The following is a 17,692-nucleotide window of genomic DNA, read 5'->3' as shown; positions in this document are numbered from 1 at the left end:
GCCTTCAATCCAACGATTGCCGGCTGCCGAACGCATGCGCCAAGGTGCCGCGATCGACGTATTCCAGCTCGCCGCCCAGCGGCACGCCATGAGCCAGCCGCGAAGGCCGTACGTTGGCCGCACGCGCCAGTTGCGCGAGGTAGTGTGCCGTCGCCTCGCCTTCCACGGTGGGATTGGTGGCGATGATCAGCTCCTCGATTTCGCCCTCACCCAGTCGCTCCGAGAGCAGGTCCAGCCCCAGCTCTTCTGGGCCGAGGCCATCGAGCGGCGACAGCCTGCCGAGCAGCACGAAGTATTGCCCTCGAAAACCCGTCGCCTGCTCGATCGCCGCCAGTTCGGTAGGCGATTCCACCACGCACAGTATCTGGCGGTCGCGGCTCGCGCTGGCGCACAACGAGCAGATCGGCGTTTCACTGAAGTTGCGGCAGCGCGAACAGTTGCCGATCTGGCGCATCGCCTGCTCCAGCGCCTGAGCCAGGCGCAAGCCACGCTGGCGGTCGCGCTCCAGCAGATGGAAGGCCATCCGTTGCGCGCTCTTGCCACCCACGCCGGGCAGGCAGCGGAGCGCTTCGATCAGGTCGGTGAGGAGCTTGCTCATGGGTCCCTGTGACGTGTAGGAGCGCACCCAGTGCGCGAAAAGCCAACGGAGTGCTGACGCCGAAACGTTCTTCACTCGGGCCATCCTTGGCCCTCGCCCTGCGGGCAGCTTGCGCTGTGCAAGCCGGCATTCCTGCCGGTTTGTCGCGCACTGGGTGCGCTCCTACAACACAAACTTAGAACGGCATCTTGAAGCCTGGCGGCAGATTCATGCCCGAGGTGACGCCGCCAAGCTTGTTCTTGCTGACCTCGGCGACCTTGTTCACCGCGTCGTTCACCGCGGCAGCGACGAGATCCTCGGCCATCTCCGGATCATCGGCGAACAGTTTGCGATCGATCTGCACTCGACGTACTTCGTGTGCGCCGGTCATAAGCACGCTCACCAGGCCGCCACCTGCGCTTCCCGTGACTTCCAGCTTCGCGATTTCTTCCTGCGCGCGCTTCATCTCGTCCTGCATGCGCTGGGCCTGCTGCATTAGCTGGCCGATCTGTCCTCTCATGACGTACTCCGCTTATCTCTGTCAGTTCTCAAACGGCTTGATCGACTGGGGCACCACGCGCGCACCGAACTCGCGCTTGAGCGACTGCACCAGGGGATCTTCTTCGATGGCCTGCTCGGCCGCCGACTGCGCGGCTTCGCGCGCATTGGCGGCACGCGCCGCTGGCGTTTCGGTGGTCACGCCGCGCTCCTCCATGAAGCGCAGGCGGATACGTTCGCCGAGCGTCTGGCTGATGCGCTCCTCCATCTGCCCTACCATCGGCTCGACGGCAAGATGCATATGCGCCGGCTGCAAGGCCAGCAGCAGGGTGCTGCCTTCGCGCCCACGCAAGGCCGCATTCTGCGCAAGCTGCCCCAGCGGACCGCGGAGATTGGCGCGTTCGATCAGGGCATCCCAGTGAGGAAGTCCATTCGCGTCGAGAGCCACTGGTTCCCGTGGCGCCACCGCCGGTGCCGGCGATGCCGCTGGCGCTGGTTGGGGCAGGGTCGCCGCGGCCACGCTGGCAACGTGCATCCGCTCGTTTACAACGGGCGATGCTGCACGTGGCGGCGGTGCGGATGCGCGCGATGCAGGAGCCGACGGACGTTCGGCAATGTTTGCGCCACCGCCATCGGCGGGCCGGAACGCCAACATCCGCAGCATCGCCATTTCAAAGCCGGTGCGCGCGTCCGGCGCCAAGGCAAGATCACGGCGGCCCGCCGTGGCGATCTGGTAGTAAAGCTGCACGTCTTCGGGCGCCAGCTGCTGCGCCAGCGTCATCAGGGCGTCGTCATCGCTGCCGTCTACATCCGGTCGATAACCTGGCACCAGCTGGATCAGCTGGATGCGATGCAGCACGCTGGCCACATCGTCCAGCACGCCGCCGAAGTCGGGCGAGTACGAGGCGATGCGCGTGCACTCGGCCAGCAAGGCATCACCGTTGCCGGCCGCCAGCGCGTCGAGTAGACCGAGCACCTGGCCGCGCGCCACGCTGCCGAGCATCGCCCGGACATCGTCCACGCGCAGCGAGCCGCCGCCATAGGCGATCGCCTGGTCCAGCAGCGACAGGCCGTCGCGCAAGGAGCCATCCGCGCCACGCGCCAGTTCGGCGATGGCGGCGTCTTCATAGGGAATGTTTTCAGCGCCCAGGATGTGGCGCATCTGTCCCGAGATCTGCTCCGGCAGCAGCCGCTTGAGGTTGAACTTCAGGCAGCGCGACAGCACGGTCACCGGCAGCTTCTGCGGATCGGTGGTGGCGAGCAGGAACTTCACATGCGGCGGCGGTTCTTCCAGCGTCTTCAGCAACGCATTGAAGGCCGGCTTGGAGAGCATGTGCACCTCGTCGACCAGGTACACCTTGAAGCGCCCCCTGGCCGGCGCGTACTGCGCGTTCTCGATTACTTCGCGCACATCGTCCACACCGGTGTTGCTGGCAGCGTCGATTTCCAGCAGGTCCACGAAGCGGCCGGCATCGACCGCCGTGCACACCGCGCATTCGCCACAGGGATCGGCCGATTCGCCGCGCTCGCAGTTCAGCGATTTGGCGAAGATGCGTGCAATCGTGGTCTTGCCCACGCCGCGGGTGCCGGTGAACAGATAGGCATGGTGCATGCGGCCGGTGTCGAGCGCATTGGTGAGCGCGCGCACCACATGCTCCTGCCCGACCAGTTCGGCGAACTTGCGGGGGCGCCATTTGCGCGCGAGGACCTGATAGGACATGCGTTACTACCTTGGGGCGAGCGTCGATTGTGCCAAGTCGCTCGCGGCAAGTCAGTAACATCCGTCGCGACGGCTGCCAGGGGGCCAGAAAGGCGGCGGCCCTGCCAGCCACACCCCGGCACCCGAATCATTCGCTACCGTTGCTCCCTTCCGGGCCTGGCGGAATTTACGAACTATCGTCGCGGGGGGACCGACAGGGCCACCATAGAGACGTACATTTTGCGGCAGCCCAGGGGGCGTCGCTTGGTTTCACTCACTGGCGGAGAGGGCGGGATTCGAACCCGCGATACGGGGATAAGCCGTATACACACTTTCCAGGCGTGCTCCTTCAACCACTCGGACACCTCTCCGCGGTGGTGAAACCTCTTTTACCGTGCAACAGCCCCGGCAAAGAGGCGAAAGGATAACGGCAGCGGACCTTTCGTACAAGAGAGCGCCGGTCGGCTCAGGGCTGGGGAACGTCGCGCAGAAATACCGGCAGGTCGGTGGCCGGCGGCTTGGCCGGTACCTGGTAGAACATGTCGGCGACGAAGCCGCGGTGATAGGTGGCATGGTTGACCACATGGAGAATCATCTCCTCGCGGCTCATGCGCCCCTCGCCGCCACCAATGAACTGGAATGTCACTTCCTCGACGGCCTGGGCTGGCGAAAGCGCCTCGGCGTAACCGAGGTACCAGTCGTTCATGGCCTGCTGGCGCCGCCATAGCTCATCCAGCACCAACGGCTCGGGCGTGTTGCGACTGGTATATCCGTGCTGGCGTCCCTGCAGGTGCGCCTGGAAAATATCGTCAACTACGTAGGTGTGGCTTAGCGTGCGCAGCATATTGCCGAAAATCGTGGCGCGCACCGCCTCGGCGGCCCCTTCCGGCAGGGCGGCGACAGCATCGTAGGTCAGCTGGTCGGCCCAGGCGCGGTAACGCAGCAATTTATGCAAATAGCGGGCTGTCATGACGGTAGATGCCCTGTGGCTGAAGGTCGTGGCTGGGGACTCCGCCCTTCATTCATGCGAAGTCAGATGACGGTACATCGAGGTCATGCCTAGCCGGCATCAGGCCGGGTCGGCGCGGGTTCCGGCAGCGCGATGCGCTCACCCGTTCGCGCAATGGCATAACCTCGAGCCACCAGCGCGGCACCATCCGTCTCGCTGCCATAGTGATAAAGCCGCATCCGCTGGCGCTGTGCCGTGTCGTATTCGCGCTCGATATCGTCGATGCCGGTATGCGACGGGTTACCGACCAGGCCGCAGTCGTGCGCAATCACCTCCGAACCCGCGGCAACCCGCGCCAGCACTTCAGGAATCGGACGCGTATCGCCGGTATAGGCAAAGCTGCCCGCCAACGCCACGCCATAGGACGTGCCCGCCATATGGTGGCGCGTGGCAAACACATCGAACCACTGGCCATCGAGCCAGAATCCGCGCGTGCACGGCACCAGCCGAAACGCTTCCCAGAAATTCACGCCGCCCTCGGCCAGCGCGTTCGGGTAGTCCGCCACACGCGTTTGCAGCCAAGTCATCAAACCGGCATGCAGGAACAGCTTGGTGCGCCCGCGCCACTGCTCGTCAAACCACAGTCGGAAAAACAACCGCTCCATGCCACCCACATGATCCATATGGGTATGCGTGATGAAAACCGCGCTGGGCGGTTCGCCATAGGCTGCCTGGTAACGATCCAGCGTATCGGGGCCGCAATCGACCAGCAGCATAGGCGCGCCATCCCGCTCGAGCACGACCGCCGACGAGCCCAGCTCCACGGCATGCGCCGCGCCAACACCAAGAAAATGCAGATTCCAGTTCATGCGCGAAGGGTACGCTCGTAGCGGTAGACCAGGGGTTTCCACAGTTGCTCTTCGAAGCCGGTCTGATCCTGGGCCGCCGCCCCCAGCTTTACCAGCGAGCGACGCAAGCGCTGCAGGTTGGCCTGCTGCCACGCCTCCGCAGGCTGCCGCTGGCGGCCGCGATCGAAGTCGATGAGGTAAAGCTCGTCCGACGTCACCAGCACGTTGTGGGCATTGAGGTCGGCATGCCAGATGCCGGCCCGATGAAAGCGCGCCACCAGCGCGCCCACCAGCTCGGCCATCTCGCTGTCGAGCAAACCGGCTGCCAGGCACTCCGCCAGCGTCTGGGATGGGGCAATGCGGCGGGTGATCAGGTCAGCTGTATAAAAGAGTCCGCTCCGCTGGTAGCGACAAGCGACGGCTTGCGGCCCAGGCAGGCCGAGCGACGCGATGACACCAAGCAAGCGGAATTCACTGAAGCTGCGCGTGCGATCGGCGCCGGTCCACAGGTAACGGTCCCCCATCCAGGTGGCCACCAGGCCGCCGCGCCGGTAGTGCCGCAATACGCATTCGCCCACCGGGGTATCGATGATGGCAATGCCACCGCGGCCCCCCGCCTGCTGGCGCAGCGCACCGCGTTCACGCCAGGCTTCGGGCACGAACCAGTCATTGTCGACTTGTGGCAACACCGCCGAGTCGAACAGAATCGCTCCGGTGGAGTCCTCGCGGATTCGTTCCTGCATCGCGCCCCCTGCGTTATCGACGCCTACCCTGTACCGAGTCCAGCGATTCTAGCCCATGCCCGCTCCCTCCTCGATCTGCCTGCTACGCACTTCCGCCATTGGCGATGTCACCCATGTGGTGCCGCTGGTGCGGACCCTGCAAAAGGCATGGCCACAAACGGAGCTGACCTGGATCATCGGCAAGCTGGAGCGACGCCTGGTGGGCGACCTGCCCGGCGTTACCTTCGTAACGTTCGACAAGGGCGCCGGTTTGGCCGGCATGCGCGCCGTGGGCGAGGCGCTGGGTGGCCAACGCTTCGATGCGCTGCTGCAGATGCAAGTGGCACTGCGCTCCAACCTGCTCAGCCTGTTCATCAAGGCACGCCAGCGCGTTGGCTATGACAAGGCGCGCGCCAAGGACGGCCATGGCCTGGTCATCAGCGAGCGCATCCCCGCGCGCACGGGCGAGCATGTGCTCGAAGCCATCGGCAGTTTCTGCGAACCACTGGGACTCAAGCAGACCGATGTGCAGTGGGGCATTCCCATACCCGAGCAGGCACACACCTGGGCGGCCGAACAGTTACCCGGCGACACGCCGACCCTGTTGGTCAGCCCCACCTCCAGCCACGTGCTGCGCAACTGGCGGCCAGAACGGTATGCGGCCGTGATGGATCACGCCAACGCGCGCGGGTGGCGCGTGGTACTGGTTGGTGGTCCATCGCCGCTCGAACGTCAGATGGCCGACGCCGTGCTCGGAGCCTGCAGCCACGCACCGCTCAACCTCACCGGCAAGGACACGCTCAAGCAGTTGATGGCGATGCTTGCGCGCGCCCCGATGTTGCTGACGCCGGATTCGGGGCCAATGCATATGGCCAACGCGGTCGGTTGCAAAGTGTTGGGCCTGCATGCCGCCAGCAACCCGGATCGCTCCGGCCCCTATTCCGATCGCCGCTGGTGTGTGAACAAATACGACGAAGCCTCGCGAAAATACTTCGGCAAACCGGCCAGCGAGATTCTCTGGGGCAGCAAGATTGAAAAGCCAGGCGTGATGGATCTGATCAGCGTAGATGACACCATCGATCGCTTCGAAGCCTGCGCTCGTCACCTTGGCTTGGATTGATCGCCACGCGGCGGTTGCCGCCGCGTGGCGTAGCCGCGCTTACGGCGCGCGGTAGTCCTTGTACGACTTCTCTTCCACCAGCTGGGAGCCCAGCTTGAGGTTGATCTCGCGTTTCACGGCGGCGCGCTCGTCGTTGCGGAAATACACAGCGCGGGCCAGCTCGATGAACTGTGCATCGAAAGCCTGGTCCTTTTCCTTGAGGCGGATGCGGTCCTCGATGTCCCACAGCAGCTCGTTGACCGCCAGCAGGCGGGCGCGCTCGTCGGCGATGTCGGTCTGGGAAGCGGCGGCGCTGGACCAGGTGGCGTTGAGCAGGTCAAGCTCATTGCGAACGTTGGCCAGCTTGGCGGGGTCGGTCATCTGCTGCGACTTGATTTCCAGAATGGTGATCTTGTCAATCAGCTCGCCGTAGGAAACGGGGACTTGAATAAGGCTCATGGAAGAACTCCGGCTGGTCTGGACGGCGCCCCGTGACAAATCGGTCACGATGCCCGCCTGATGGAACGCACATCATAATTCGATGTCTTCTCCGATGGTTCAGCCTGTCGCATTAGACTGTCATTGCAACTGCCCCCCAATCAGAGAGGTTCCATGTCTACGCAACGTTTTTTCATGCTGCCCCTGGCCGCCCTGCTTGCCCTCAGCCCGCTTGCTGCCGGCGCCCAGTCCCGCGGCAACGGCAACGTCCTGGTCCGCAACGACGGCATCTACGTGCGTTGCGACCAGTGCGGCACCGTCGACTCGATTGACCAGAATGTCAGCCAAGGCAGTGACCACAGCATGGCTGGCACCATCATCGGCGGCATTGCCGGTGGCGTGCTGGGCAACCAGGTCGGCAAGGGCAAGGGCAACACCCTGGCTACGGTGGCCGGCGCGGTCGGCGGTGGCTATGCGGGCAACCGCATCGGCGCCAATAGCGGTGGTGGCCACCAGAGCTTCACCGTGCACGTGCGCATGGGCAATGGCAGCATCGCCAATGTCACCGTGCCGGATGCCAGCGCCATCCGTCCAGGCGATATCGTGCAGATCGACCCGAACGGCAGTATCTCGCGCATCCAGTAGGCGCAGCCGGCTCAGAAACAAAAAGCCGGTCCCAGGGTCGGCTTTTTTCTTGCCCGAAACATGGCGCTCATTGGTGGCGGACAGAAGCCAGTCGCGCCACCAAATCATCGTAGAAGGCCGGTGGCAGCACGGCCCGAACTGGCACCGCCCACCAGTGCGCCTGGGCAAAGGCACGGCACTTCACTGCATCCTTCTCGGTCATCAGGACCGCCCGACTGTCGGGGAACGCCAGATCGGCCGCCACAAAAGCATGGTGATCAGGAAACGCATGCTCCACCACCGTGATGCCTTGCGTGCGCAGGCTGGCAAAGAAGCGTTGCGGGTGGCCGATGGCCGCTATAGCGTGCACGGTTTGCCCGACGAAGTCAGACAGCGGCTTGACGTGATCGTCGGCCAATGCCCGCGCCAGGCCTCCTTGCAGTTGCATGGGCACATCATCGGGGGCCACGACTCCGCCGTTGCTGATGCGGAAGTCCACCTGCTGCAGGCGAGACAGCGGTTCGCGCAGCGGGCCGGCAGGTAGCAGCCGCCCATTGCCGAAACGGCGCACCCCGTCGATCACGCAGATCTCCACGTCCCGCGCCAGCGCATAGTGTTGCAGGCCGTCGTCGGCGATCACGACATCGCAGCCCGCATCGATTAAAAGCCTGGCGGCGGCGGGGCGATCGCGACCCACCGCCACGGCGACACCGCTGGCGCGGATCAGGCAAGGCTCGTCGCCCACCCTGGCGGGATCGGCTGCAGCGTCGAGCAGCATGGGCTCGGCCTGGGAACCGCCATAACCACGACTGACGACACCAGGTGTATAGCCGCGCCGGCGCAAAGCGTCAGCCACGGCAATGGTGACCGGTGTCTTGCCGGTGCCGCCGACGCTGAGGTTGCCGATGACCACGATGGGCACCGGCAAGCGCACTTGTTTCAGCAGGCCACGTCGATACAAGACGCGACGCCAACGAATCGCCACGCCGTAGAGGACGGCAAGCGGTGCCGCCCACCAGAGTGCTCGCCCAGCACCATACCAAGCCGATTCGAGACGTTCGGCCAGTGTCATGACTGCGCCTCAGTCACTGCCCGGATTGCGGAACTGCATCTGATGGAGCGCGGCATACTTCCCGCCCAAGGCCAGTAGTTCGCCATGGGTGCCGCGCTCGACGATACGGCCCAGGTCCATCACGGCAATCTGGTCGGCATGCTCGATGGTGGAAAGACGATGCGCGATCACCAGCGTGGTACGGTCTTTCATCAGTCGCTGCAATGCCTGCTGAATCAGCCGCTCGGATTCCGTATCCAGCGCACTGGTCGCCTCGTCCAGCACCAGGATGGGTGCGTTCTTGAGGATGGCCCTGGCGATCGCAATGCGTTGCCGCTGGCCACCGGACAACATGCCACCGCGCTCGCCGACGCGGCTCTGCAGACCCTGCGGCATGCGACTGATGAACTCCATCGCATTGGCCACTTCGGCGGCGGCGATGATGTCCTGTTCGCTGGCACCGGCCAGCTCACCGTAGGCGATGTTGTTGGCCACCGTGTCGTCGAACATCACCACATTCTGGCCCACCCACGCGATCTGCTGACGCAGCTCGGCGAGCAGGTATTCATCGAGGGCGTGACCATCGAGCAGCACTTGGCCAGCCGTGGGTTCGTAAAAACGAGGCAGCAAGCTGGCCAGGCTGCTCTTGCCGCTGCCCGAACGCCCGACCAGCGCCGTGACCGTGCCGGGACGGCAATGCAGATTGACGCCACGCAGGGCTTCTTCGGTCGAATCGCGATAGCTAAGGTGCACGTCGCGGAACGTGATATCGCCAACGCAACGCGTGATGGACAGCGTGCCGTTATCTATCTCCGGTGGCCGGTCGAGGATGCCAAAGAGATCCTTCGCTGCGATCAGGCCGCGCTGGACACTGCCCTGCACCCCGGTCAGACGCTTGAGCGATGGCATCATCGCGCCCATGGCCGTCAGCACCGAAAAGAAAATGCCCGGCGACATGTGGCCCAGCACGCCCGGACGCGTGGCCAACAGCACTAGTGCGGCGATCGCCGCCCCCCCCATGGTCTGGATGGTGGAGCTGGAAAGCGAACTGGTGAATGATACTTTTAGATTAAGAGTTCGCGTGCGCTCGGCCACCTCATCGAATCGTTGGCGCTCGAAATCCTGGCCACCATAGATTCGCACTTCGCGATGCGCGTTGACGGCTTCTTCGACCGAGCCCGTCACCGTGCCCATCATGTCCTGGATACGTCCGCTGATCCGACGATAACGCCGGCTAACCACGGTGGCGATCAGCAGCACGGTTGGCGCCAGCACGAAGAGCGCAAGTGTGAGGTATATGCTCTGAGAGAGCATCACGCCCAACATGCCGACCACCATCAGACTTTCGGTCACCATGACCTTGAGCGAATCGGTGGTCGCCGAGGCGACCTGCTCGGAGGTATAGGTGATTCGCGCTATCTGATGCCCCGACGCTTCTTCGGAGAAGAACGGTGCGGGCAGCCGCAGATAGGCCGCGAAAACCTGTTGGCGAATCACCTGCACCACGTTGCGCCCGACATAGGCGATGCCATAGTCAGAGGCAAACGTGCCGAACGCACGCGCGATGAAGATCGCAACGATCCAGATCGGCATCCAGAAGATCAGATAGGCCGACTTCTTGGTGAACATGTCGTCCAGCATCGGCTGGATCAGCTTGGTGAAAAGCGCCAGGCAACCAACATCCACCGCCATGCCCAGCACGGTCAGCACGGCGATCAGCTTATAAGGGCTCGTGTAACCAATCAGTCGCCTATAGGTCTGCCACGCCTCGGCATCCCAGACCCCTTTGTTCTTCTTGCTCACGGCTTGCCCTGCTCCTGCGTCGGCGTCGTGGCAATGGATAGCTTGCTAAAGCCCAGCTGGCCCAACGCGTCCATCGCCATCACCACGTTCTGATGCGGCGTCATGGCATCGGCGCGGATGGTCACCTGGCGCTCGCGATCGTCGCCGGCCACATTGGCGATGGCCTGCTTGAGCGGCTCCACGCCCTCGCCCAGCACCTCATCGCTGCCTACGTAGAAATGGCCATCACGATCCACCACGACGGTGAGCGCGGGGGCCTGCATATCGCGTTCCTCGGCACTGGCCTTGGGCAGCGTCACCTGCATCCGCGAGTGCTGGATGAAGGTGGTGGTCAGCACGAAAAACATCAGCAGGGTTAGCAGCACGTCGATCAGCGAGATCACGTTGATCTCGAAATCGTCTTGCCGACGGTCATTGCCAATACGCATGCGTCAGCCCGCGCTCGACTCGGTCGTGGCTCGAGCTGCAGCGCGCGTACGCGGAGCTGGCTGCTGGACAATCGTCAACTCATCGAGCAATACGGTGGCCTGCCGTTCCATCTCCACGCAGTAGCCAGCCACCTTGGAGCGGAAATACCGGTGCAGCACGTAAGCGGGAATGGCCACGATGAGACCGGTGGCCGTGCAGATCAGCGCCTCGCCGATACCGCCTGCCATCTTCATCGGATCGCCCACCCCGCCCTTCATCACGTCCATGAACATGCGGATCAGGCCAATCACCGTGCCCAGCAGGCCGAGCAGCGGGCCGATCAAGGCAATGGTGCCGAGCGTATTTAGATAACGCTCCATGCGATGCACGACGTGGCGGCCCGTATCTTCGATGCGCTCCTTGATCAACTCGCGCGGGCGATTGCGCACGGCCAACGCCGAGGCGAGCAGCTCACCCAGCGGCGAACCGTTGGCCAGCGCTGTCAGGTGGTTCGGGTCCAGTTGGCCCGAGCGCGCCCAGTTGCGTACTTCTTCGCCCAAACCGGGCGGCAGCACCGAGCGACGACGCAGCGTCCAGCAACGCTCCAGCACGATCGCCAGGGCGACCGCCGAACAGATCAGGATGGGCAACATCGCCCAGCCACCAGCCATCAGAATTTCCAGCACAACGACTCCGCGCCACTCGATCGTTAGGAAGGGCGCATCATAACAGCCCCATCCAGCGGTTCCGCGGCACCGGTGGCAGTTGTGCAAAAAGCTGGATTGGGGTGCGGAATCGAGGGCGAGGCCAGCCGTTCATGTTCTCCGCCGGTCAGCCCGCCAAGGCCTATTCGCGCCAGTAGCGCGGTTGGCACCGGCGCCACTCGGATGTCACCCGGGGCGGCGCATCGGCCGGAAAATCGACCTGGATCGCACCCGAGGTCGCGGTATTCAGCCAGGGAATGCCAGCGTCTTCGTAGCGCTGAATGACCAGCGGATGCGGGTGACGGAACCGGTTGCGCCAGCCGGAGGAAATCAGCGCCAGCGTCGGTTGGGTCGCCTGGATGAAGGCGGCACTGGACGAGCTGCGGCTGCCGTGATGCGGCACGGACAACACCAACGGTGGACCTGGCGGCAAGTCGCCTGCCACCGTTGGCTCGGCGCGCGAGGAGATGTCGCCGGTGAGCAAGGCCCGGCCACCACGCCCCTCGATCAGCAACACGCAGGAATGGTCGTTACGCACCCCCGATTTCGCTCCTGATGGCAGCACGCGCACGGTCACACCGTCCCAAACCCAGGACTGTCCGGCTACACAGGGCGCCATCGGCAAGGGCAGGCGTTCGGGTTCACCTGAATAACGCTGGGCCGCGGGAAACGCCCTCGCCACAACCGGCACCCCACCCGCGTGATCATTGTCGGCATGGCTCGCCACCAGCAGATCCAGGTCGACGATGCCCAGCGCTCGCATGGAGCGCAGCACCACGGCCTCGCCCAGATCAAAATCCGATGGGTAGCGCGCGCCGGCGTCGTATACCAGGGCATGGTGCTGGGTGCGCACCAACACCGCCAATCCCTGCCCCACATCCAATACCCACAGCTGGAACGCCCCCTCGCCGATCGAGGCACGCGGGGGCAGCAGCAACGGTAGAAACAACAACCCACCCAGCCAACGCATCGGCACGCCACGCGGCGTGAACAACCACAACGCCCCCAACGTCGCCAGCAGCAATGCCCACAAGCGGACCTCGGGCAGATACCAGTGGGCGCCCGGCCAAGTCGCCATGCGTTCCAGCAACCACCATTGGGCGTGCGACAACTTGCCGGCCAGCCACAGCATCGGTGTAGCGAGCGGCGGACACAGCCCGAGCAACAGCATGCCGAGCAAGGCGCAAGGCACGATCACAAAACTGACGAAGGGCACCGCGATCAGATTGGACAGGGCACCGACCAGCGACGCCTCACCAAAGAACCACATCGTGAGGGGAAGCAGCGATAGCGTCATCACCAGCTGCCCCGCCGACAACTCATGCAGGAAGCCGCGCAGGCCACGACCACGCGTGGTCAGGCAGAGCATGAGAAACGCCACGCCGACAAAGGAGAGCCAGAACCCTGCGGCCAACACACTCAGCGGATCGAACAACAGGACGACAACCAGGGCCATGGCCAGCGATTGCAGACCGGTGGGTTGGCGACGCAAGCAACGAGCGAGCGCCACCACACCGATCATCAACAGCGTTCGCACAGTTGGCAGGCTGAAGCCGGCCAGCGCGCTGTAAAGGCCAGCAGTGAGTAACGCACTTGCCGCCAGGGCCTGAGGTCGCGGCAACCACAGGCCCCATGCAGGCAACACCCAGTAGGCCAGTCGCGCCAACCAGATACCGAACAGCGCCGCCACGCCCACATGGAATCCGGAGATGGAAATGAGGTGCGGGATGCCATTGGCCCGCGCGACCTCCCAGTCCTGCTGATTCAGGCCGCGGATATCGCCCACGGCGAAGACTTGCAGCAGCGCGGCATCGTGCGTGTCGGCGACGCGCGCGGCTATGCCGCGACTGATCGCATCGCGCACACCGTCAATGCAAAAACGTGCCCGGCCCAGCGGAACATTCGAAGGGTCGTCGCGCACATAACCGGTGGCCACGATGCCGCGTTCCAGCGCGGTGCGCTCGCTATCGCTGCCGCCTGGATTGATCAGGCCGCGCGGCCGTTTCAGGCGTAGTGTCAGCTGCCAACGACCACAGGGTGCGATGGGCGGCGCGTCGTTGTACCAGTTCACCCGCACGCGTCCATGCCATGTGACCGGTGTGCCATCAAGCTCGGCGCGCGTGACCGACAGGAAGAAACCCGTGGCGTCATCGCGGCGCATGGGTAGGTCGTTGACGGTGCCGACGACCTGCAGGTCGCGACCTTCCCAGTCGCGAGGAAGTCGCGACTCCATCGCCATGCCGCCGCGCCAGCAAGCCCAGGCAATGCCGAACACTCCCCAGGCGAGCCAGCGCAGACGCGGTACACGCCACGCCAGACCAAGCGCGATCACCACCAACGCCACGCAGAACACGCGTGCAGGCAGTGCCGGCAGCCACTGCACAACCAGCACGCCGATCAGCAACATCATGCCCGGCCCAATCGCGCCGTTCCTGTGCAGCATCAGCCACCCCCTTCCCTGAGGAAGGAGACAGGTTAGTGCCCACTTGCCTGCGCAGCAGCGCAGTGCGTGTAGGCGTTGGCTCAACCTGGTTGCTGAAGAACGCCCGCGCTCAGGCGTGAATCTTCTCGATCAGCACGCCGTTGTGCAGTTCCAGCGTACGGTCCATCCGCGCAGCCAGGCGATTGTCGTGCGTCACCAGGATAAAGCTGGTGCCGATCTCGCGATTGAGTTCCAGCATCAGGTCGTAGACCTGTGCCGCGTTGCCTTCGTCGAGATTGCCCGTGGGCTCGTCACCCAGCACGCAAGCCGGCCGCGTTACCAGTGCACGCGCCACCGCGCAACGCTGGCGTTCGCCACCCGAAAGCTCGCCCGGCTTATGCTGCAAGCGCTTGCCCAGGCCCACGCGTTCGAGCAAGGCCGTGGCCGCCCGCTCTGCCTCGGCAATGGCCACGCCGCGGATCAGCAGCGGCATGCACACATTCTCCAGCGCCGTGAACTCGGGCAGCAGGTGATGGAACTGGTAGATGAAACCCATCGAGCGATTGCGCACGCGACCGCGATCGGCATCGGAAAGTCGTGAAAGATTCTGCCCTTCCACTTCCACCTCGCCGCGCGTCAAGCTGTCGAGCCCGCCGATGATGTGCAGCAGCGTGCTCTTGCCCGAGCCCGATGCGCCCACGATGGCCAGTGTCTCGCCGCGCTTCAGAGTAAAGCTGACATCGGCGAGCACGTCAGTCTTCAGGTCGCCTTCTTCGTAGACCTTGGCGATGTTGCTGGCACGCAGCACGATGTCGTTTTTTGAGGTCATGGGCTTATTCATAGCGCAGCGCCTGTGCCGGCTGGGTACGCGAGGCGCGCCACGCGGGATAGAGGGTGGCAAGTAACGAGAACAGGAAGGTGATCAAGGCCACCCAGCCCACATCGCTGGCTAGCAGCTTGCTGGGCAGCTCGCTGATGTAATAGACGTCCGGCGACAGGAAGGTCACGCCGGTGACGCTCTCGATCCATTTCACGATGACGGGCAACTTCCAGGACAGCAGCGAGCCAAGACCCACGCCGAAGCCGATGCCAACCACGCCCACCAGCACGCCCTGCACCATGAACATGCCCATGATGCTGCGCGGCGTCGAGCCCAGCGTGCGCAGGATCGCGATATCGGCCTGCTTGTCAGTTACCAGCATCATCAGCATCGAGATGAGGTTGATCACCGCCACCAGGATGATCAGCGAGAGGATGATGAACATCACCTTCTTCTCCATCGAGATGGCAGAGAAGAAATTCGCGTGACTGTCCATCCAGGTGTCGACCCGGTAGACCTGGCCCAGCTGGTCGGCCAGCTGATGCGCGACCAGGCCCGCATTGAACATGTCATCCAGGCGCAGGCGGATGCCGGTGGGGCCGGTCATGCTGTTGAGCCTCTCGGCATCGCTCATGTTGATGAGGGCGAGATTGGCATCGAACTCCTGCATGCCGAGCTCGAAGATGCCGACGACCTTGAAGCCACGTACCCGCGGCACGCTGCCCATCGGCGTGGCGCGGAGCTCGGGCACGGCCATGGTGATCTTGTCACCCACGGAGGCGCCAAGCGTCATCGCCAGCTCGCGACCGAGCACGATATTCCAGCTACTAGGCGTGAGATCGGTCAGACGGCCCTCCACCATATGGGTACCGATGTCCGAAACCTTCGGTTCTTCCGATGGTTCGATGCCGCGCACCAGCGCGCCACTCGGCCGGCGTGCCTGCAGGAAGGCCTGCATCTCCACGTAGGGCGCAGCGCCCAGGACGTGCTTGTTGGCATCGGTAATCTGCACCGCACGCGGCCAGTTCTGCACGCTCTCGCCCGGCAGACCCGACACGGTGGCATGGGAAATGGCGCCCAGGATGCGCGTGCGCAGCTCGTTATCGAAGCCGTTCATCACCGACATCACCGTAATCAGCGCGGTCACGCTGATCGCAATGCAGACGATGGACACGGTGGAGATGAAGGAGATGAACTGGTTGCGACGCTTGGCTCGGGTGTAACGCAGGCCGATAAAAAGCTCTAACGGTCGAAACATGGGCAGGTCGCTTGTGGGATTCGAAAGGGCTAGCCGCCCAAGTGGCGCCGATTATCGCCTGATAACCGGGCAAACCGTAGGACCGCGTTCAGCCGGCAGAGTGCCCGGGCTCGCTAGACCGGCTTCGCCGCCTCGTCGTGGGCAGGCAAGGCCAGGCGCATACGGAGCCGCCGCCGGATATCGGCATCCGTATTGTCGGGCGCCAGCAGCAAAACGACGCTGCCACCGCCTGCCAAGGTCAGTCGCAGCCAGATGACATCGGCTATCACGCGAAACGAGCCCAGCGAGGCCGGCAGGTCGTCGCCGGAGGCGAAGCGCAAGGTCCAGCTGCCATCGCGGCTCCAGCCAGCCCCGCGCACCGGCGACCGCTTGAAACGCAACGCGGCGTAACGAGCCGCCAGCACCGGCATGAGCGCCAGCGGGTACTTCAACCAGAACGGGACAGCCGCCAGCAGTATCGCCAACAGGGCCAGCATCGACATCCCTGCGAGCAAGCGCGGGAGCCAACGCGACGGCGAATACTCAAAGCCGATGGCGGGCGCGGATGTCATCGATGATCGCCTGCCAATCCGGGCGAGATGCCTTGGCGTGCCCCATGACCCAGTCCCACAGGTCCGGGTCCTGCACGTCCAGCAAGGCTTCGAAAGCCTGGCGCTGCGCCTCGTCGGCCTCGGCAAAACGCTCGTCCAGCCAGCCGCCGAACAGGGCGTCCAGTTCGCGGGTACCGCGACGGGTGCGCCAGCGGAGGCGTTTGATGCGGGCTTCTTCCATAAAAAGCGTGGCGCCTCCTAGTTGCTTCCTCTCCCCTCCGGGGAGAGGATTGAGGTGAGGGGCAATCTTGCCTCAGTAGTGGCAAGTAGAAACTCTTTCGCGAGCACCCGCCCTCACCCTACCCTCTCCCCGCCGGGGAGAGGGAATGAAGATCAAGTCCTGCGCTCGACGATCAGCTTCTTGATCTCCGCAATCGCCTTCGCCGGGTTCAGACCCTTCGGGCAGGTGCGCGCGCAGTTCATGATGGTGTGGCAGCGATACAGCTTGAACGGATCTTCCAGGTCGTCCAGGCGCGCACCGGTGTCTTCATCACGACTGTCGACGATCCAGCGATAAGCCTGCAACAGGATGGCCGGACCGAGGTAACGGTCGCCGTTCCACCAGTAGCTCGGGCAGCTGGTCGAGCAGCAGGCGCACAGGATGCACTCGTAGAGGCCGTCGAGCTTCTTGCGGTCCTCCGGCGACTGCAGACGCTCCTTGTCGGCCGGGGCCGGGCTCTGCGTGCGCAGCCAGGGCTTGATTGAGGCGAACTGGGCGTAGAAGTGCGTCAGGTCGGGCACCAGGTCTTTCACCACCGGCATGTGCGGCAGCGGATAGATCTTGACGTCGCCCGAACCGCAATCCTCAATGGCCTTGGTGCAGGCCAGCGTATTGGTGCCATCGATGTTCATCGCACACGAACCGCAAATGCCTTCGCGGCACGATCGACGTAGCGTCAGCGTCGAATCGATCTCGTTCTTGATCTTCAGCAGCGCGTCCAGAACCATCGGGCCGCACGCGGCCAGATCGACCTCATAGGTGTCGATGCGCGGGTTCTGACCATCGTCCGGCGTCCAGCGATAGATGCGGAACGTGCGCGGCTTCTTGGCGTCCTTGGCCGGGTAGTGCTTGCCGGGCTGGACCTTGGAATTCTTGGGTAGCGAAAACTCTGCCACGTTTGCCTCACTAATCTCGTGCTTGCCGTAACAGCTCGTCTTGCGAGCGCCGGTACAACGATGAAA

Annotated in this window: 19 protein-coding genes, 1 tRNA gene and 1 other RNA gene; 2 read left to right on the top strand and 19 right to left on the bottom strand. The window is 64.0% G+C overall.

Going from position 1 to position 17,692, the window contains the following annotated elements:
• Window positions 1-4: 4 nt before the first annotated feature.
• The 8 genes from recR to OUZ30_RS07680 all read right to left on the bottom strand — a co-directional run bounded on the left by recR (window position 5) and on the right by OUZ30_RS07680 (window position 5,314).
• Window positions 5-598, bottom strand: coding sequence for a recombination mediator RecR (gene recR, locus OUZ30_RS07715; protein WP_266181653.1), 594 nt, complete (start codon window positions 596-598; stop codon window positions 5-7).
• A 175-nt stretch (window positions 599-773) separates the two neighbouring features.
• Window positions 774-1,097 (bottom strand): YbaB/EbfC family nucleoid-associated protein, encoded by a 324-nt coding sequence (locus tag OUZ30_RS07710; RefSeq protein ID WP_130620510.1) that lies wholly within the window; start codon window positions 1,095-1,097, stop codon window positions 774-776.
• Between the two features lie 21 nt (window positions 1,098-1,118).
• Window positions 1,119-2,795: a DNA polymerase III subunit gamma/tau gene (gene dnaX, locus OUZ30_RS07705; protein ID WP_266181652.1), complete on the bottom strand. Its 1,677-nt coding sequence runs from the start codon at window positions 2,793-2,795 to the stop codon at window positions 1,119-1,121.
• A gap of 99 nt (window positions 2,796-2,894) precedes the next feature.
• Window positions 2,895-2,991: signal recognition particle sRNA small type (gene ffs / locus OUZ30_RS07700), an RNA gene on the bottom strand.
• Window positions 2,992-3,052: 61 nt separating this feature from the next.
• Window positions 3,053-3,145 (bottom strand) — tRNA-Ser (locus OUZ30_RS07695).
• Window positions 3,146-3,240: 95 nt separating this feature from the next.
• Window positions 3,241-3,744, bottom strand: a complete 504-nt coding sequence (locus OUZ30_RS07690) for a DinB family protein (RefSeq protein ID WP_266181651.1) — start codon at window positions 3,742-3,744, stop codon at window positions 3,241-3,243.
• 89 nt (window positions 3,745-3,833) lie between these two features.
• A complete protein-coding gene (locus tag OUZ30_RS07685) occupies window positions 3,834-4,592 on the bottom strand; it encodes an MBL fold metallo-hydrolase (protein ID WP_266181650.1) in 759 nt (252 codons plus the stop codon).
• Window positions 4,589-5,314, bottom strand: coding sequence for a 3-deoxy-D-manno-octulosonic acid kinase (locus tag OUZ30_RS07680; RefSeq protein WP_266181649.1), 726 nt, complete (start codon window positions 5,312-5,314; stop codon window positions 4,589-4,591). The genes OUZ30_RS07685 and OUZ30_RS07680 overlap by 4 nt, the downstream gene beginning before the upstream one ends.
• Before the next feature lie 55 nt (window positions 5,315-5,369).
• On the opposite strand from OUZ30_RS07680, the gene OUZ30_RS07675 reads away from it, so the two are divergent.
• Window positions 5,370-6,413, top strand: a complete 1,044-nt coding sequence (locus OUZ30_RS07675) for a glycosyltransferase family 9 protein (protein WP_266181648.1) — start codon at window positions 5,370-5,372, stop codon at window positions 6,411-6,413.
• 39 nt (window positions 6,414-6,452) lie between these two features.
• On the opposite strand, the gene OUZ30_RS07670 is transcribed toward OUZ30_RS07675, so the two are convergent.
• Complete coding sequence (locus OUZ30_RS07670) at window positions 6,453-6,851, bottom strand: DUF6165 family protein (RefSeq protein ID WP_266181647.1); 399 nt, start codon at window positions 6,849-6,851, stop codon at window positions 6,453-6,455.
• Between the two features lie 153 nt (window positions 6,852-7,004).
• Between OUZ30_RS07670 and OUZ30_RS07665 the strand changes: the two genes are divergently transcribed.
• The gene (locus tag OUZ30_RS07665) at window positions 7,005-7,475 is read left to right on the top strand and encodes a glycine zipper 2TM domain-containing protein (protein ID WP_266181646.1); all 471 of its coding nucleotides are present in this window, start codon (window positions 7,005-7,007) and stop codon (window positions 7,473-7,475) included.
• Window positions 7,476-7,542: 67 nt separating this feature from the next.
• Here OUZ30_RS07665 and lpxK read toward each other — a convergent pair whose 3' ends face one another.
• The 10 genes from lpxK to OUZ30_RS07615 form a co-directional block, all read right to left on the bottom strand.
• On the bottom strand, window positions 7,543-8,526 hold the full coding sequence (lpxK, locus tag OUZ30_RS07660; protein ID WP_266181645.1) for a tetraacyldisaccharide 4'-kinase: 984 nt from the start codon (window positions 8,524-8,526) through the stop codon (window positions 7,543-7,545).
• Between the two features lie 9 nt (window positions 8,527-8,535).
• Entirely contained in the window at window positions 8,536-10,308 is a 1,773-nt protein-coding gene (gene msbA, locus OUZ30_RS07655) for a lipid A export permease/ATP-binding protein MsbA (protein WP_266181644.1), read from the bottom strand.
• Complete coding sequence (locus tag OUZ30_RS07650; RefSeq protein WP_266181643.1) at window positions 10,305-10,736, bottom strand: ExbD/TolR family protein; 432 nt, start codon at window positions 10,734-10,736, stop codon at window positions 10,305-10,307. Before OUZ30_RS07650 ends, msbA begins: the two co-directional genes overlap by 4 nt.
• A 3-nt stretch (window positions 10,737-10,739) precedes the next feature.
• Entirely contained in the window at window positions 10,740-11,402 is a 663-nt protein-coding gene (locus OUZ30_RS07645) for a MotA/TolQ/ExbB proton channel family protein (RefSeq protein WP_266181642.1), read from the bottom strand.
• 160 nt (window positions 11,403-11,562) lie between these two features.
• Complete coding sequence (locus OUZ30_RS07640; RefSeq protein WP_266181641.1) at window positions 11,563-13,863, bottom strand: DNA internalization-related competence protein ComEC/Rec2; 2,301 nt, start codon at window positions 13,861-13,863, stop codon at window positions 11,563-11,565.
• Window positions 13,864-13,972: 109 nt separating this feature from the next.
• Window positions 13,973-14,671 carry a lipoprotein-releasing ABC transporter ATP-binding protein LolD gene (lolD, locus tag OUZ30_RS07635; protein WP_266181640.1) on the bottom strand — a complete coding sequence of 233 codons (699 nt, stop codon included), beginning with the start codon at window positions 14,669-14,671 and terminating at the stop codon, window positions 13,973-13,975.
• A 4-nt stretch (window positions 14,672-14,675) separates the two neighbouring features.
• Window positions 14,676-15,920, bottom strand: coding sequence for a lipoprotein-releasing ABC transporter permease subunit (locus tag OUZ30_RS07630; protein WP_266181639.1), 1,245 nt, complete (start codon window positions 15,918-15,920; stop codon window positions 14,676-14,678).
• A gap of 113 nt (window positions 15,921-16,033) precedes the next feature.
• Entirely contained in the window at window positions 16,034-16,471 is a 438-nt protein-coding gene (locus OUZ30_RS07625; RefSeq protein WP_266181638.1) for a hypothetical protein, read from the bottom strand.
• Window positions 16,443-16,691 (bottom strand): FAD assembly factor SdhE, encoded by a 249-nt coding sequence (locus tag OUZ30_RS07620; protein ID WP_266181637.1) that lies wholly within the window; start codon window positions 16,689-16,691, stop codon window positions 16,443-16,445. Before OUZ30_RS07620 ends, OUZ30_RS07625 begins: the two co-directional genes overlap by 29 nt.
• 152 nt (window positions 16,692-16,843) lie before the next feature.
• On the bottom strand, window positions 16,844-17,626 hold the full coding sequence (locus OUZ30_RS07615) for a succinate dehydrogenase iron-sulfur subunit (RefSeq protein WP_266181636.1): 783 nt from the start codon (window positions 17,624-17,626) through the stop codon (window positions 16,844-16,846).
• Window positions 17,627-17,692: the final 66 nt, after the last annotated feature.

It is taken from the genome of Dyella humicola (assembly GCF_026283945.1).
Lineage (GTDB): Bacteria > Pseudomonadota > Gammaproteobacteria > Xanthomonadales > Rhodanobacteraceae > Dyella > Dyella humicola.
The sequence above is the reverse complement of the archived record's forward strand: the minus strand, read 5'-3'. Positions and strand labels throughout refer to the sequence as shown.

Bases quoted from the DNA above. Each gene is read 5' to 3' on its own strand.
- recR (WP_266181653.1), bottom strand. From the start codon at position 598: ATGAGCAAGCTCCTCACCGACCTGATCGAAGCGCTCCGCTGCCTGCCC.
- OUZ30_RS07710 (WP_130620510.1), bottom strand. From the start codon at position 1,097: ATGAGAGGACAGATCGGCCAGCTAATGCAGCAGGCCCAGCGCATGCAG.
- dnaX (WP_266181652.1), bottom strand. From the start codon at position 2,795: ATGTCCTATCAGGTCCTCGCGCGCAAATGGCGCCCCCGCAAGTTCGCC.
- OUZ30_RS07690 (WP_266181651.1), bottom strand. From the start codon at position 3,744: ATGACAGCCCGCTATTTGCATAAATTGCTGCGTTACCGCGCCTGGGCC.
- OUZ30_RS07685 (WP_266181650.1), bottom strand. From the start codon at position 4,592: ATGAACTGGAATCTGCATTTTCTTGGTGTTGGCGCGGCGCATGCCGTG.
- OUZ30_RS07680 (WP_266181649.1), bottom strand. From the start codon at position 5,314: ATGCAGGAACGAATCCGCGAGGACTCCACCGGAGCGATTCTGTTCGAC.
- OUZ30_RS07675 (WP_266181648.1), top strand. From the start codon at position 5,370: ATGCCCGCTCCCTCCTCGATCTGCCTGCTACGCACTTCCGCCATTGGC.
- OUZ30_RS07670 (WP_266181647.1), bottom strand. From the start codon at position 6,851: ATGAGCCTTATTCAAGTCCCCGTTTCCTACGGCGAGCTGATTGACAAG.
- OUZ30_RS07665 (WP_266181646.1), top strand. From the start codon at position 7,005: ATGTCTACGCAACGTTTTTTCATGCTGCCCCTGGCCGCCCTGCTTGCC.
- lpxK (WP_266181645.1), bottom strand. From the start codon at position 8,526: ATGACACTGGCCGAACGTCTCGAATCGGCTTGGTATGGTGCTGGGCGA.
- OUZ30_RS07650 (WP_266181643.1), bottom strand. From the start codon at position 10,736: ATGCGTATTGGCAATGACCGTCGGCAAGACGATTTCGAGATCAACGTG.
- OUZ30_RS07640 (WP_266181641.1), bottom strand. From the start codon at position 13,863: ATGCTGCACAGGAACGGCGCGATTGGGCCGGGCATGATGTTGCTGATC.
- lolD (WP_266181640.1), bottom strand. From the start codon at position 14,671: ATGACCTCAAAAAACGACATCGTGCTGCGTGCCAGCAACATCGCCAAG.
- OUZ30_RS07630 (WP_266181639.1), bottom strand. From the start codon at position 15,920: ATGTTTCGACCGTTAGAGCTTTTTATCGGCCTGCGTTACACCCGAGCC.
- OUZ30_RS07625 (WP_266181638.1), bottom strand. From the start codon at position 16,471: ATGACATCCGCGCCCGCCATCGGCTTTGAGTATTCGCCGTCGCGTTGG.
- OUZ30_RS07620 (WP_266181637.1), bottom strand. From the start codon at position 16,691: ATGGAAGAAGCCCGCATCAAACGCCTCCGCTGGCGCACCCGTCGCGGT.